The 13364-nt window shown below is 49.9% G+C and carries 12 protein-coding genes and 9 tRNA genes; 17 read left to right on the forward strand and 4 right to left on the reverse strand.

Annotated elements, in window-relative coordinates; all coding sequences use genetic code 11:
- The first annotated feature begins 74 nt into the window (after positions 1-74).
- The 15 genes from FC49_RS02455 to msrA all read left to right on the forward strand — a co-directional run bounded on the left by FC49_RS02455 (position 75) and on the right by msrA (position 8227).
- A tRNA-Ser gene (locus tag FC49_RS02455) sits at positions 75-166 on the forward strand.
- 4 nt (positions 167-170) lie between these two features.
- Positions 171-242, forward strand: a tRNA-Glu gene (locus FC49_RS02460).
- 5 nt (positions 243-247) lie between these two features.
- Positions 248-320: transfer RNA gene (locus FC49_RS02465), tRNA-Val, on the forward strand.
- Between the two features lie 33 nt (positions 321-353).
- Positions 354-426 (forward strand) — tRNA-Phe (locus tag FC49_RS02470).
- Positions 427-431: 5 nt separating this feature from the next.
- Positions 432-514: transfer RNA gene (locus FC49_RS02475), tRNA-Tyr, on the forward strand.
- A gap of 5 nt (positions 515-519) precedes the next feature.
- Positions 520-590, forward strand: a tRNA-Trp gene (locus tag FC49_RS02480).
- A gap of 17 nt (positions 591-607) precedes the next feature.
- Positions 608-682: transfer RNA gene (locus FC49_RS02485), tRNA-His, on the forward strand.
- Positions 683-728: 46 nt separating this feature from the next.
- A tRNA-Cys gene (locus FC49_RS02490) sits at positions 729-799 on the forward strand.
- A gap of 14 nt (positions 800-813) precedes the next feature.
- Positions 814-898 (forward strand) — tRNA-Leu (locus FC49_RS02495).
- A gap of 745 nt (positions 899-1643) precedes the next feature.
- The gene (nrdD, locus tag FC49_RS02500; RefSeq protein WP_003713852.1) at positions 1644-3881 is read left to right on the forward strand and encodes an anaerobic ribonucleoside-triphosphate reductase; all 2238 of its coding nucleotides are present in this window, start codon (positions 1644-1646) and stop codon (positions 3879-3881) included.
- Between the two features lie 14 nt (positions 3882-3895).
- Positions 3896-4483, forward strand: a complete 588-nt coding sequence (nrdG, locus tag FC49_RS02505) for an anaerobic ribonucleoside-triphosphate reductase activating protein (RefSeq protein ID WP_003713849.1) — start codon at positions 3896-3898, stop codon at positions 4481-4483.
- Positions 4484-4494: 11 nt separating this feature from the next.
- Positions 4495-5406: a SufD family Fe-S cluster assembly protein gene (locus FC49_RS02510; RefSeq protein WP_056984027.1), complete on the forward strand. Its 912-nt coding sequence runs from the start codon at positions 4495-4497 to the stop codon at positions 5404-5406.
- Positions 5407-5744: 338 nt separating this feature from the next.
- A complete protein-coding gene (apf, locus tag FC49_RS02515; protein ID WP_003713889.1) occupies positions 5745-6407 on the forward strand; it encodes an aggregation-promoting factor in 663 nt (220 codons plus the stop codon).
- A gap of 413 nt (positions 6408-6820) precedes the next feature.
- Positions 6821-7681: a MetQ/NlpA family ABC transporter substrate-binding protein gene (locus tag FC49_RS02520; protein WP_056984029.1), complete on the forward strand. Its 861-nt coding sequence runs from the start codon at positions 6821-6823 to the stop codon at positions 7679-7681.
- A 21-nt stretch (positions 7682-7702) separates the two neighbouring features.
- Positions 7703-8227, forward strand: a complete 525-nt coding sequence (msrA, locus tag FC49_RS02525; protein WP_003713858.1) for a peptide-methionine (S)-S-oxide reductase MsrA — start codon at positions 7703-7705, stop codon at positions 8225-8227.
- Positions 8228-8389: 162 nt separating this feature from the next.
- Here msrA and FC49_RS02530 read toward each other — a convergent pair whose 3' ends face one another.
- A complete protein-coding gene (locus FC49_RS02530) occupies positions 8390-10084 on the reverse strand; it encodes a phosphoenolpyruvate carboxykinase (ATP) (protein WP_056984031.1) in 1695 nt (564 codons plus the stop codon).
- 126 nt (positions 10085-10210) lie between these two features.
- Between FC49_RS02530 and FC49_RS02535 the strand changes: the two genes are divergently transcribed.
- On the forward strand, positions 10211-10720 hold the full coding sequence (locus FC49_RS02535; RefSeq protein WP_003713876.1) for an acyl-CoA thioesterase: 510 nt from the start codon (positions 10211-10213) through the stop codon (positions 10718-10720).
- 162 nt (positions 10721-10882) lie between these two features.
- On the opposite strand, the gene FC49_RS02540 is transcribed toward FC49_RS02535, so the two are convergent.
- Positions 10883-11446, reverse strand: a complete 564-nt coding sequence (locus FC49_RS02540; RefSeq protein WP_056984032.1) for a L,D-transpeptidase — start codon at positions 11444-11446, stop codon at positions 10883-10885.
- Between the two features lie 292 nt (positions 11447-11738).
- Here FC49_RS02540 and FC49_RS02545 point away from each other — a divergent pair, with 292 nt between their 5' ends.
- A complete protein-coding gene (locus FC49_RS02545; protein WP_003713872.1) occupies positions 11739-12170 on the forward strand; it encodes an Hsp20/alpha crystallin family protein in 432 nt (143 codons plus the stop codon).
- Positions 12171-12299: 129 nt separating this feature from the next.
- Here FC49_RS02545 and FC49_RS02550 read toward each other — a convergent pair whose 3' ends face one another.
- Both FC49_RS02550 and FC49_RS02555 read right to left on the reverse strand, forming a co-directional pair.
- A complete protein-coding gene (locus FC49_RS02550; protein ID WP_003713884.1) occupies positions 12300-12824 on the reverse strand; it encodes an HdeD family acid-resistance protein in 525 nt (174 codons plus the stop codon).
- A 209-nt stretch (positions 12825-13033) separates the two neighbouring features.
- Positions 13034-13216 (reverse strand): hypothetical protein, encoded by a 183-nt coding sequence (locus FC49_RS02555; protein ID WP_003713855.1) that lies wholly within the window; start codon positions 13214-13216, stop codon positions 13034-13036.
- Between the last annotated feature and the right edge of the window lie 148 nt (positions 13217-13364).

Below are 13364 nucleotides of genomic sequence, written 5' to 3' on the forward strand. Positions count from 1 at the left end.
TCCCTGCGAGGATAGGACGTTGCCACGCGATTGACGGACTTTGGCACCTGGCTTTGTGCCGGGGTTCGGATACTGGAGAGTTGTCCGAGTTGGCCGAAGGAGCAGCATTGGAAATGCTGTATACGGGTTAAAGCCTGTATCAAGGGTTCGAATCCCTTACTCTCCGTTATGACCCGTTAGTCAAGTGGTTAAGACACCAGCCTTTCACGCTGGTATCGTGGGTTCAAATCCCGCACGGGTCACTTTTGGAGGATTAGCTCAGTTGGGAGAGCGTCTGCCTTACAAGCAGAGGGTCACAGGTTCGAGCCCTGTATCCTCCATCAACAACTTAATAGTTGTTACCCATACACGATGGCTCGGTAGCTCAGTTGGTAGAGCAACGGATTGAAGCTCCGTGTGTCGGCGGTTCGATTCCGTCCCGCGCCATTTATGGAGGAGTAGCGAAGTCTGGCTAAACGCGACGGTCTGTAAAACCGTTCCTTCGGGTTCGGCGGTTCGAATCCACCCTCCTCCATTTATAGGGATATAGTTAAACGGTATAACTACGGTCTCCAAAACCGTCATTGTGGGTTCGATTCCTACTATCCCTGCTTAACTGAATATTTTGGCGGTATTGGTGAAGTTTGGTTAACACACCGGTTTGTGGGTCCGGCACGCGTGGGTTCAAATCCCACATACCGCCCTTATGATTGAACATGAGGGTCTTTCCTGTTCAATCTTAACTATTTGGTGGTATAGCCAAGTGGTAAGGCAGAGGTCTGCAAAACCTTTATCATCGGTTCAAATCCGATTACCACCTTTTAGTTAGCTAATGCCTCTGTGGCGGAATTGGCAGACGCGCTGGACTCAAAATCCAGTTCCCGTTGAGGGAGTGTGGGTTCGACCCCCACCGGAGGCATTTTACAGATACTATTCAGCTAATATTAAACAGGCTTGAATTGCTGGCTTAGCAGCGTTCAAGCCTGTTTTATTTTAAATTTTATTTCCGCTTGTACATCAGTTAAAATAAGGGCGTCCATTTTCCTAAAATCAAATAAATTTTATAGGGATGACCCTCCAGGATTATAAACTTGTTCCTAACAGAATGATTCTTGGGAATGTCAGTGAGGGGGCAACCCGGGTGCTTCAGCAGGCTAAGACAACGGCAGCAGTGAATGCTGGTTGAACCGCCAGTTAGATGCTGCGTTAAGACATTCTATTAAGAAGCTGGGAAGGTTTCCCGGCCTCTTTAGTCTTTTAAAAGCGGTAGTTCTTAATTAAAGTTAGCGCTTCGTATCATCAGACGTGGGACCCTACGAATAATAGCCGTGCAGCTAGTCCCACCTGCCGAGGAAGCTCTTTCTCGCTTTTCCTATGATTGAAGAATGATGGTTCCTTCATGTGTGGGCAAATTAAAATCAAATATATCTAACGATAAAGCAAACTGAAATTTAAGAGGCAGGAAAAAAGAGCAACTATTGGGCTAGTGAGCGTGTCAGAGGGAATTGCTCTTTTTATCGTGTAATCTAGTTAATCGGTTTAACCAGGGAAGGGAGTAATCTAAATCTCAACCACAACATATAGTGGTAAAAATGTCAATCCTTTCTACCAATTGTATTTGTGCTAGTATATAAACTGTTAACTTTTGAAGGGAGACGGCATTAATGAAGGTCCAAATAATTGATAAAAAAAATTTAAATAACCTGGCAGATGTGAAGGTTATTAAGCGTGATGGGACCCCCAGCTCCTTTTACGCCTACAAGATCGATCTAGTCTTAGACGCCCTGGATGCCGACGAGCAAACGCGGCACAGCGTCGATTTGGCCATTTTCAATGCCTTAATGGGGAACCATGAGGTACAGACGAGTACGATTGCTGATTTATTCGTCGCTGGGCTCAAGGCAGCTGGTCATGATGACCTGGCTAAGCAATACCGCGACTACCGGCAAGCGGATGAACGGGCTTTTGCCGAGGCGACTAACCCCCAGCACAAGCTAGAACAGCTTTTTGGGCGCAAGGACACGGTGGTTCACGAAAACGCCAACAAGGATAGTCGGGTTTTCAACACCCAGCGGGATCTCGAGGCCGGGGTTGTCAGTCGGGCCCTCGGTTTGCGGATGCTTCCTGAGGTGGTTGCCAAGGCCCACCTCCGTGGTGATATTCACTGGCACGATCTGGACTATTCGCCAGTGACGCCGGAAACGAACTGCTGCCTAATCGATTTCGACGAGATGTTCAAGCACGGCTTTAAGATCGGAAATGCTTGGGTTTCCTCGCCCCGCTCTATTCAGACTGCGACGGCCCAGATGTCCCAGATCATCGCTAACGTTGCCTCCCTCCAATACGGGGGCTGTTCGGCCAACCGGATTGACCAGCTCTTGGAACCGTACGCGAAGATTAACTACGAAAAGCACATGGCGGATGCAAAGAAGTGGATTACTCCTGACAAGCGGGAGGAGTTTGCCCGTGAAAAGACCAAGAAGGATATCTACGACGCCATGCAGGCGTTGGAATACGAGATTAACACCCTCTACTCCAGTCAGGGTCAGACCCCATTTACGACTATTAATTTTGGCCTGGGGACATCGTGGATCTCGCGGGAAATCCAAAAGGCTATTTTGCAAATTCGGATCAAGGGACTGGGGAAAGAACACCGGACGGCAATCTTCCCGAAGTTGATCTTTACTATTAAGCGAGGACTTAATTTGAACCCCGGCGACCCGAACTATGACATTAAGCAGCTGGCTCTAGAATGTTCGACCAAGCGGATGTACCCCGACCTCTTAATGTACGACAAAATCAAGGAAATAACCGGGAGCTTCAAGACGCCAATGGGCTGCCGGTCCTTCTTGCAGGGCTGGACGGACCCCGAGACGGGCAAAGAAGTTAACTCTGGCCGTATGAACCTTGGAGTGGTCACTGTCAACCTACCACGGATCGCCCTGGAAGCCCACGGTGACAAGCGGCTCTTCTGGGAAATCTTCCAGGAAAAGATGGGCATCTGCAAGCAGGCCCTCGACTACCGGATTAAGCGGACCAAGGAAGCTAAACCCGAGAACGCCCCGTTACTGTACATGTACGGGGCCTTCGGCAAGCGGCTCAAGAAGACCGATAGTGTGGATGAGGTCTTCAAGAACAGCCGGGCCACCGTTTCGCTTGGCTACATTGGCCTTTACGAAGTCTGCACGACCTTCTACGGCCCAAACTGGGAGCACAATCAGGAGGCCCATGATTTTGCGGTTTCAATTACCAAAACGATGCACGACCTCTGTGCCAAGTGGGAGGACGAAGAGGGCTACCATTTTAGCCTCTACTCTACGCCGGCGGAATCGCTGACGGATACCTTCTGCCAGGATGACCTGAAGAAGTTTGGCCGGGTTGCTAACGTTACCGACAAGGAATACTACACCAACAGTTTCCACTACGACGTCCGAAAGCACCCGACCCCGTTTGAAAAGCTGGAATTTGAGGAAGATTTCCCTTACCAGGCCGCTGGTGGCTTTATCCACTACTGTGAGTACCCAAACCTGCGGCAAAACCCGAAGGCCCTGGAAGCCGTTTGGGACTGGGCCTATGACCACGTGGGCTACCTAGGGACCAACACATCAATTGACCAGTGCTTCAAGTGCGGCTTTAAGGGTGAATTCAAGGCAACTGCCCGGGGCTTCAAGTGCCCCCAGTGTGGCAACTCCGACCCGGCAACCTGTGACGTGGTCAAGCGGACCTGTGGCTACTTGGGGAACCCCCAGGCGCGGCCAATGGTTCACGGCCGGCATGAAGAAATCATTCACCGGGAGAAACACATGAGCCCGTCGATGATCAAGCACGCGGCGGCCTTTGAAGCGGCCCGGCAGTGTGACTCACGGGAAGGTTACGCTACCGTTAAGGGTCAGCAGATTTAACGGGAGGGGATTAAATGGTAGAACATCAGCGCCAACGCTTACCGAAGAATCCTCAACCGCAGGAGTGGCTTGCTGCGGACCACTCTCTCCAGTACGTGGCCGATTACAAGCCCTTTAACTTTGTTGACGGCGAGGGGGTCCGCTGCAGTGTCTACGTCAGCGGCTGCCTCTTTAACTGCCCAGGCTGCTACAATAAGGCCGCTCAAAACTTTCACTATGGCCAACCCTATACCCAGGAGCTGGAAGACCAGATTATGGAAGACCTTTCGCAAAGCTACGTTCAGGGCTTGACCCTGCTGGGCGGCGAACCCTTTCTTAACACCCAGGTCTGCCTGAAACTGGTTCATCGCTTACGGAAGGAGTTTGGTCACACTAAGGATATCTGGTCCTGGTCGGGGTATACTTGGGAAGAATTGCAAAAGGAGTCGGCTGACAAGCTGGAACTCTTGCATAACATTGACATCCTCGTTGATGGTCGTTTCATGCTGGCTCAAAAAGATTTAACCCTCCAGTTCCGTGGGAGTGCCAACCAACGGATTATCGACGTTCCGAAGTCACTGGACCAGGGACAGGTAGTCATCTGGGACAAGCTAGTTCACTAGGGGGGTATGCGATGACAGTTAAAAAACAGGCTGGAAAAGCAGAACCGGACTGGCTGCAAAAGAAGCGCCAGCTAGCGACCCTCTTACAAAGCCATTTTCCCGTGCTCCCGGGGCAAGAACAGTGGCTCCCCTGGCAACCAACTAGCTGTACTGGGCAGGAGAATGAGGGCTGGCTGCGTCATGCCGGAACTTACACTGCGCTTCCCCTGGAAGAGGCAGTGTGGGACTACTCCGAACTCCTGCAGGAGAACTTAATGGAGAAGGCCCTCCGCTGGCAGGACAACCAGTTGTTTGCGGGCCACCTTGCCAACATTGACGGTGGTCAGTTCATTTACGTGCCCGATGATTGCCAGTTAACGGTGCCGCTTGAGTTCACGGGGCGGGGGTGCTTGGCTAACCCCCATAATGTGATTATCGTGGGGGCCCGGAGTCAGGTGACAATCGCCGAACGGCTGATGGTGAAGAGCGCCCAGGGCTTATTCGCCGGGACTGAAATTTTGCTGGGTGCTGGGGCCCGGGTGGAATACCGGCAGGCAAATGACTTGCGGGCGCCGGTAGTTTACACGGCGGTTCACGCCTACCAAGCCCACGGGGCTATGCTAGACCTGCACCTGGTGGTTGCTAACCAGGGAGCGGTCACGGTTAGTGCCAGCAACTTTCTCGATGGGGCTGGCAGCGAGTGGACGACGACCGCCTTGCTGGATCCTGGGGATACCGGTCAGCTCCGCTTTATTCCGGTTGCAGATGGTTTTGGTCAAGGCAGTCATGCCGACTTGACTACCTATATCAACGACCAGGGCCAGGGGCAGGTTAAGCTCACCCCATTTAAGACCGGCTCAGGAGAACCGCTTCCTTTGAAGAGTATGGTTATTAGAAAATCGGGAGCGGCCAAGTGGCCCCTAAGTCTTACTGGGGTGCAGTAATCGTTACGACAGTATTACAAAAAGTGTTTAAGACAGTTTAAAAGTGATCAAAATCAGCTTGGCAAGCCGGTTTTGACCACTTTTTTTCGTGTGTTTGTTACAAACTTCCATCCTGGTTGGGGGATGAATTAAGACCGAATTGATGCGCTTATTCCGCATTATCATCACTTTTTTAATGGCCTATGTTACGGATTATTACCAGCGGCTAGAAATTGAAAATTGGGGGTAATTGTGGTGTAACCTCGAGGCGTTATAGTATTAACTGTTGATTGATATCAATCGTTTCTCAAGAAAAGATCGCAAAATCAAAAATATGAAAAGGATGGGATTTTATCTCTATGAAGTTATCTAAACACATCGCAAAAATTACCGCTGCTGTTGCTGGTGCCGTTGCTTTAGGAACCATTGCTACCGCGACGACTGCAAATGCAGATTCAATTTACACGGTGCAAAGTGGCGATACTTTATCAGGAATTTCCTACAAATTCGGTCACGATTTGAACTTTGTTGACACGCTGGCTTCTTCCAACAACATTGCTAACAAGAACCTGATTTACGTCGGTCAAAAGTTGGTAATCAAGGATAATGGTGAAGTTGCACCAGCAACGCAGGAAGAAGTCGCAACCCTGCCAAGTTCAAACGGAACTAACCAGGCTGCTAGCCAGACACAGGCGGCCGCTCAACAACAAACTGCTGGTCAAGCCCAACAGGCTACGGCTACTGCAACGACCCAAGCTGCGAATGCCGCTACTTCTAACTACACCTCTAGTGTAGCTGGTAGTGACGCCGCTGCTAAGGCCTGGATCGCTGCTCGTGAATCCGGTGGCAACTACGGCGCAACCAATGGTCAATACATTGGTAAGTACCAATTATCTGCTTCTTACCTGAACGGTGACTACTCAGCCGCTAACCAGGAACGGGTTGCCGACCAGTATGTTGCGAGTCGTTACGGCTCTTGGACTGCTGCCCAGGCATTCTGGCAATCACACGGCTGGTACTAAAATTAATCAACCTAAATATTAATTGCAAGGGGATGGCGTATGCCGTCCCTTTTTTGTTTAAAAAGAGTTGACCCGCTTAAAGGTTTGTTATATGATAATGACAATCAAATTATAAAACGCTGAGAAAAGATGAGTAACTATTTAAGAAACTGGTCCAGAGAGCGGGGAAAGGTGTGAGCCCGTCCGGTTGAGGATAGTGAAGATGGTCTTGGAGCGGTTCACGGTGGTGAGTCAGGTGGCAAGCAACCGTGCGGGGTGACCTCGATATCAGGTCTGAGTATGTTAGTACTCAATGAGGAGTGGGCTGTGAGGTCCAGTTAAATCCGGGTGGTAACACGTTAGAACAGCGACGTCCCGAAGAGCAGAGTTGAACTGCTTTTCGGGACGTTTTTTATATTAAGGAGGAAGTGCAAATGCAGAGAAAAAAACGGCGGCAGCGCCGCAATTGGATTATTGGAATTATTGTTGTCCTGTTAGTGCTGGGCGGACTTGGCCGCCTCGTTTATCAGCGCCACCAGCGGGCAGCTACCAAGACGGTTCGGCTGGGGTTAGTTGGCACCGATTCCGAACCGGTTTGGGACAACGTCCGGGCCCGGCTGAAAAAGGAGCACATCGAGATTAAATACGTGACCTTCAACGATTACGTCCAACCAGACGTGGCATTGAAGGAAGGCAAGATTGATCTGCACTCCTGCCTGACCCGCTATTACTTTGATTCTTATAATAAAAGCCAGCACGCCCATTTGACCAGTATCGGCAATACGGTGATTTCGCCTCTGGGAATTTACTCGAAAAAGTACTCGGGCTTAAAGGATCTGCCAGATGGCGCAACAATTGCAATCCCAAATGAACCGACGACCCTGGGGCGGGGGCTGAACCTCCTGCAGTCGGCGGGGCTGATCAAGGTCAATGGCAACAGCGGAATCAAGCCGTCGCTCAGTGACATCACGGCCAACCCGAAAAAGCTGAAGTTCAAGGAGGTCGATCCCGCGGAAACGGCCCGGGCACTGACTTCTGTGGATGCGTCAATCATCAACAGCAACTACGCGGTGGCGGCAAACCTGCAACCAAAGAAGGATGCCCTCTACCTGGAACCGGTCAACAAGCAGGCCCGGCCGTACGTCAACATTATTGCAGTTCAGGCCAAGGATAAGGACAACCCGACCTATAAGAAAATTGTTGATGCTTACCAGACTGAGGCCACTAAGCAGGTTATCCAAAAGACTTACAAGGGCAGTCAGGTAGCGGCATGGCCGATCTTTGGCCGGAACTAAGCTATGAAGGAGGAAGCGAAAATGAGTGTAGACACAGCAATCTTTGCGGGTGGGTGCTTCTGGTGCATGGTTCAACCCTTTGATACCTACCCGGGAATCGAGAAGGTCGAGTCCGGTTATACCGGCGGTCACGTGCCCAATCCGACCTACGAGCAGGTCAAGTCGGGGGCAACTGGGCATACGGAGGCGGTGCGTATTACCTTTGATCCGGCAGTCGTTTCTTACGCGGACCTGGTCGAAATCTACTGGCAGCAAACAGACCCGACGGACGCCATGGGACAGTTTCAGGACCGTGGTGATAACTACCGGCCGGTAATCTTTGTTAAGGATCAGGACCAGCGCCGGATTGCAGAGGCTTCCAAGAAACGGTTGGCGGCGAGTGGCCGGTTTGCAGACCCAATCGTCACCCGGATTGAGCCGGCCCAGCCCTTTTACCTGGCAGAAGACTACCACCAGCAGTTTTATAAGAAGAATCCAGAGCGGTTTGCGGCCGAGGAAGGGGCTGGCCGGGACCAGTTCCGGCAGGAGCATTGGAATAAAAAGTGATACGCAACAAGGCCTCCAATTCTGGTAAAACCGAACTGGAGACCTTGCTTACATTGTCTTTGCAATTGTTAAGTTAGCGAAAGAATGAGGAAAAAGGCCCAAAATTGGCTGATAAGCTGATTTTGGACCTTTTTGACGCGAAGTTATATTATTAGCTATCAATTAGTTGTTCATCAAGACGTCGAGCAGCTCCCGTGCAGATTCATGGAGGGCTTCTTTGGACTTGTCGTTCCCCAGGTGGGTGTAAACTTCACCGACGTAAACGTCGTTGTTGAAAAGTTTATTGAAGATCTTGTCGATAATCGGCTTCGTCTTTTCTTCTTCTTGAACCGGGCCAAATGGATTAGCAAAGAAGGTGGTGCTCATGCCGACCTCGTCAGTCGTCCCCAAGGCCTTCCGCTTACCGGCAACGAAGACTTTCTTGGCTTCGTCTTCGTTGTCAAAGCGGTGGATACCAACCTTGTCATCGTAGTTGTTAGCGTAAACCCACATGTCGATTGGGTGGTGCTTGATGATGTTTTCATAAGCATCGGCGGGGATGATGACCCGGGCGTTGGAAAGTTCAGGATTGAGGTAAACCCCGCGGTCCATGTTGTTAAAGGCGACCGCGCTGGACAGGTCATCGAGCCGGACAAAGGCCCCGGTTTCTGTTCCCTGGGCGTAAACCTTGCCGTCTTCACCGATTGCAAAGCTGCCCATGTCATCAAAAATGGTTTCCATGTCAACAATCTTGTCGTCAGCAATTTCCTGCATGGCTTCGATTGATTCGGACTTGCCGGCGCCGGAATCGCCAAAGAAGACCACGTTCTTTTCCTTGCCGTTAGTGAAGCGGACCCGGAGCATGGAACCATGGATTGGCAACCGGCCACTGTAAATCTGGTGCAGGTTGTGCAGGGTCAGGCACATCTTCTTCATGTAGCCGAAGTAGGTGGTCTTGTCCGTGTATGGCACTTCGCCGACCCAGATGTCGTTAGCTGTGTCGTGGTAGTAGTGGGAGACCATTCCTTCGGTTTCTTTCAGGCCGAAGAGGAGGATTAGGTCGGGCTTTTGGCCCTGTACTTCATCGGGGCGGGCCAGCTGGAAGAGGTTGGAAAGGGCAATTCCGTTGACCAGGTAGTCTACGTTGAAGTAGATATAGGCCAGGCTTTCACCGATCTTGGCCGGGTAGCAGTACCACTGTCCCTTTTGCCCATGGAACCGTTTGATAGGATTTTCATCGACCGCGGAGAAGACACCCTCCCGCTTATTACTCTTGGTGTGCATCATCATTGGCGGCCGGAGCATGACGGTGTCGATGAAGTCAATGTCACGGAGCTGGTCGTAGTCTTCAGGAATTGGCCAGTCGTGAGTTTGAACGAGCATTGATGCGTTAGAACCAGCGTTGACCTGCCGGTAAGTCTGGTTAGGGTAGCCCTGGAGCTTTTCTTCAATGACCCGGTAGGCTTCCCGAACCAGGTCATTGAGGTGGCTATCAATCATCTTAAATTCGTTCCCGGCGATCTTGCTGTTGTTGTAGTTGATGACTGTTACCCGTAATAGTGACCGGTAGAAGGAATACAATTCTTCAACACTGGCCAGAATATCTTTCGGGTCATACTTATCAAAGGCGCTATCATCATCGATCAGGATTTTTTTGAGGACACTTACATACTGGGTTGGGGTGGCGTTATCAAAGGCGTCATCATCATACTCGGGGTTCTTGGAATCAAGGTAGAGCTTAATGATTTCCAACAATTCGTCACTGTTAACCAGTGAATAGGTATCCTTATAGTATGCTTGACTTAGGTTTAACAACGCGACCCCTGCATCGGTGTTGACGTAAAGCGATGGGGTTTGAACTTTTTCTTGCTTAGCCATTTATCTCAATCCTTTCTTATAGCCTTGCTCCTATTATAAGCTACTTTTAATCGATTGGTGAGAAAAATCTAATATTTATCCCGTTGTGGTAAAATAGGTAGTAATAAATTGTGTAAGGGGTTTCAGATGATGAAGATAAATTGTAAGCAAACACTATCAGTTTCGATTCACCGGGTCTTCAATGCCGACTTGAATGAACACGGCACGGTGTTCGGCGGGCGGATCTTAGAGTTGGTAGACGGGGAAGCATCGGTGGCGGCGATGCGGGTTACCCGGGCAACGGTGGTTACTGCGGCAATGGACCATGTTCAGTTCTTAAAACCCTTCCGCCTGCAGGATTCAATGTGCATGGAGGCGTACGTCACCGGGATCGGGCACCGTTCCTTAGAGGTGTTTGTTAAAGTGATCGGTGAACACCTCCGGACTGGGGAGCGCTTTTTAGGCTTTACCTGTTTTATGACCTATGTGATTCAGGATCCGGCAGAACAGGTGAAGTACGACGAAGTGCTCCCGGAAAATAACGAGCAGCGGGCACTGGTCGCCGGTTACGAACGGCGTCGCGAACAGCGGGCAGCCAACCGAGGCCACCAGCAGGAAGCGTTAGCAGCCATTACGATCGATAAACCTTGGGAATAGCAAAACCGGCTGACCATCTCCAATTAGGAGGCGGTCAGCCGGTTTTATCAGGTGGAAGACTGCTTGTTACGTGGTCCTGCAGTTAAATTACGTGGGCTGTGTAGAATCACCGTTTGTGGTACAGGTGGCATTAGAGTTCCGCGCTGGCTTTTGAGAACCGACCTAGTTTTCCTGGACGACGACTTTCGTGCCGGTAGGGACATTCATCATCCATTTAGAGTCAGGGACGGAGAGCCGGACACAGCCGTGCGAAGCGGTTTGCTTGCCTAACTTGGCCGCCTCCGACTTGATGTAGTGACCGTCCTTATCGGTTGGAACACTGTGAAAGAGGTAGGCCCCGTTATCATGCCAGGAGACATAGTTGTTAGCGCCACACTTGACCGCGGCATTGTAGAAGCTCGCACCCCGGTCGTCTTGAATGGCAAAGGTTCCGGTCGGCGTAGCACTGACGTGTTTGCCATGCTTGCTTTCATACTTGCCGGCGCTGGCGTACATAGTGTAGACACACCGGTGACCATCCATGATGTAGACCCGGTTTTTAGCAATGCTGACCTTGACCCAGGGATCCTTCAGTTTGTTAATATCTGGGTAGGGGATAGTCTCGGAAGACTTGAGATAGTTGATTGGCGTCCGCATATGGGAAGCGGCACTAGCAGTTCCGGGGAGTGCCAGCAAGAAGAGCGCGGCGACCTCAGTGATTAGCAGCAGGATTTTTTTAATTGTCATTCTGAGTTACCCCTTGTGGTTTAAAATAATCAAACCCATTTTAGCATAGTCACTCCTGAAATAAAGATGTATTTTTTATCATATGTTATAAATTAGTTTCGGCTAAGACAAAATGAGGGGCGCCGGTTTAAAATGGGTGCGGCCAGGTGGGCGTAGCGTTCTAACAATTGGCCAATAAAAGTCAAACGAATTTTAGCAGATTAACGATTAGACTGCTAAAAAGCACTTGCAACCGCCGGCTAATGGACTATGATAGGGGCGTAATCAAGGTATGAGAAAGGATGATTCAATTATGGCTAACGAAATTCAACGTCGTAACAACCTTTTTGACAATTTGATGAATATGCGTGACTGGATGAATGATGACTTCTTCTCGGACTTGACGCCCGCCGCTGATCATATGAAGACGGACGTGGCGGAAGACGACCACGGCTACACCGTTAAAATTGATATGCCAGGCTTTGATAAGAAAGACATCCATATCAACTACGCTAATAATATTTTAGCCGTTACCGGCCACCGGGATAGTTTTGCTGATGAAAGTGACCAGAAGGGCAACGTCTTACACACGGAACGGCGGTATGGTCAGATGAGTCGGCAGTACCGATTGCCTGATGTTGACCGCAGCGCTGTGAAAGCCGGTTACGAGAACGGGGTTTTGACATTGGAACTGCCTAAGCTTCAGGCGAGTGACGAGAATGATACCCGGATCGACATTGATTAGTCAGTAAGAGCTACGGATGCGTTTCACCGTTATTGCGGAGTTTAATTTAGTAAAGAAAATTTAAGGCCCCAGATTCGGTTTTGCCGAACCCGGGGCCTTAGTGTTGTTGAGAACTGTTCTAATTGCCAGTTAGAATGCTTGAATAATGTGCATAATTCCGAAGACCATCAGCATGACGGAAACTAGCCAAACAATGGTGATTGTCGAGAGAATTGGACTGAAGAGGAGAATGATCCCCAGAATCAGACTGATAATGCCCAGGATTACTAACCAGGTAGCGTAACCGCGGTGGAATTCCTTAAAGAACTTGGCCCCGCGAATCATTGCCAGTGAGTCAATGATGAACCAAATGGCAAAGAGGATTGCCAGGTACAAGACACCGAAGTTTGGCCAGACCAGGACGATAATTCCTAAAATAATATCTAAAATAGCAATAAAGATAATCCAGCCGGTGCTTTCGTCCAGGGCGTTATTGATAAAGTTCCGGAACCATAATTCGTAGATTCCCCGAAGGATAAAGGCGATCCCTGCTAGAATTGCCAAAAAGTGCATCGTCTTATCGGGATGGGCAAACGAGGCAATCCCGGCGATAACGAATAAGATTCCGAGGACCAGACTAAACCAGTCAAAGCCCTTCTTGTGTTCAGTAAACATAATTGACTTCCTTTCTTAGCGTAATCGTTATAATCATAAACTAAATAATATTTTAAAACAAATATCTTACAAATAAAAAATGGCAGGAGGACAGAACTAGCTCGGCTAGTTCGCTGTCCCACCCCGTCACCGCGCAGCCAGCTACTGCGCTGAGGCATTTTATCTTTAAAACAGTAAAGAGACTGAGTTAATTCCCAGCCTCCGATTCACTATTCGTCATGCTGTCCCAGGTGTTCCCGGATGCCGTGGGGGAAATCCTTGTCAATTTCCTTTAGCAGGGGCACCAGGTAGTTGACATAGCGATGATATGCCTCGAGGGGCTCTAAGTCCTTCGCATTGGCTTGCACGAGGGCCACCGCGATGTCGTGCGCACGTTGTTCATTTGAAATCATTTTCTCTCACCTCGTCCCTAAGTTTACCAGACTTTCGCCGCTTGCGGCGGATTTGTTTACTCAAGGTGCATGGAGATGAGCCGAGTTGTACTGGAGCGGTGATTGGGTATACAATGAAGGCTCACAATTTACGGATCAAAAATTAGGG

It is taken from the genome of Limosilactobacillus oris DSM 4864 (assembly GCF_001434465.1).
Classification (GTDB): Bacteria; Bacillota; Bacilli; order Lactobacillales; family Lactobacillaceae; genus Limosilactobacillus; species Limosilactobacillus oris.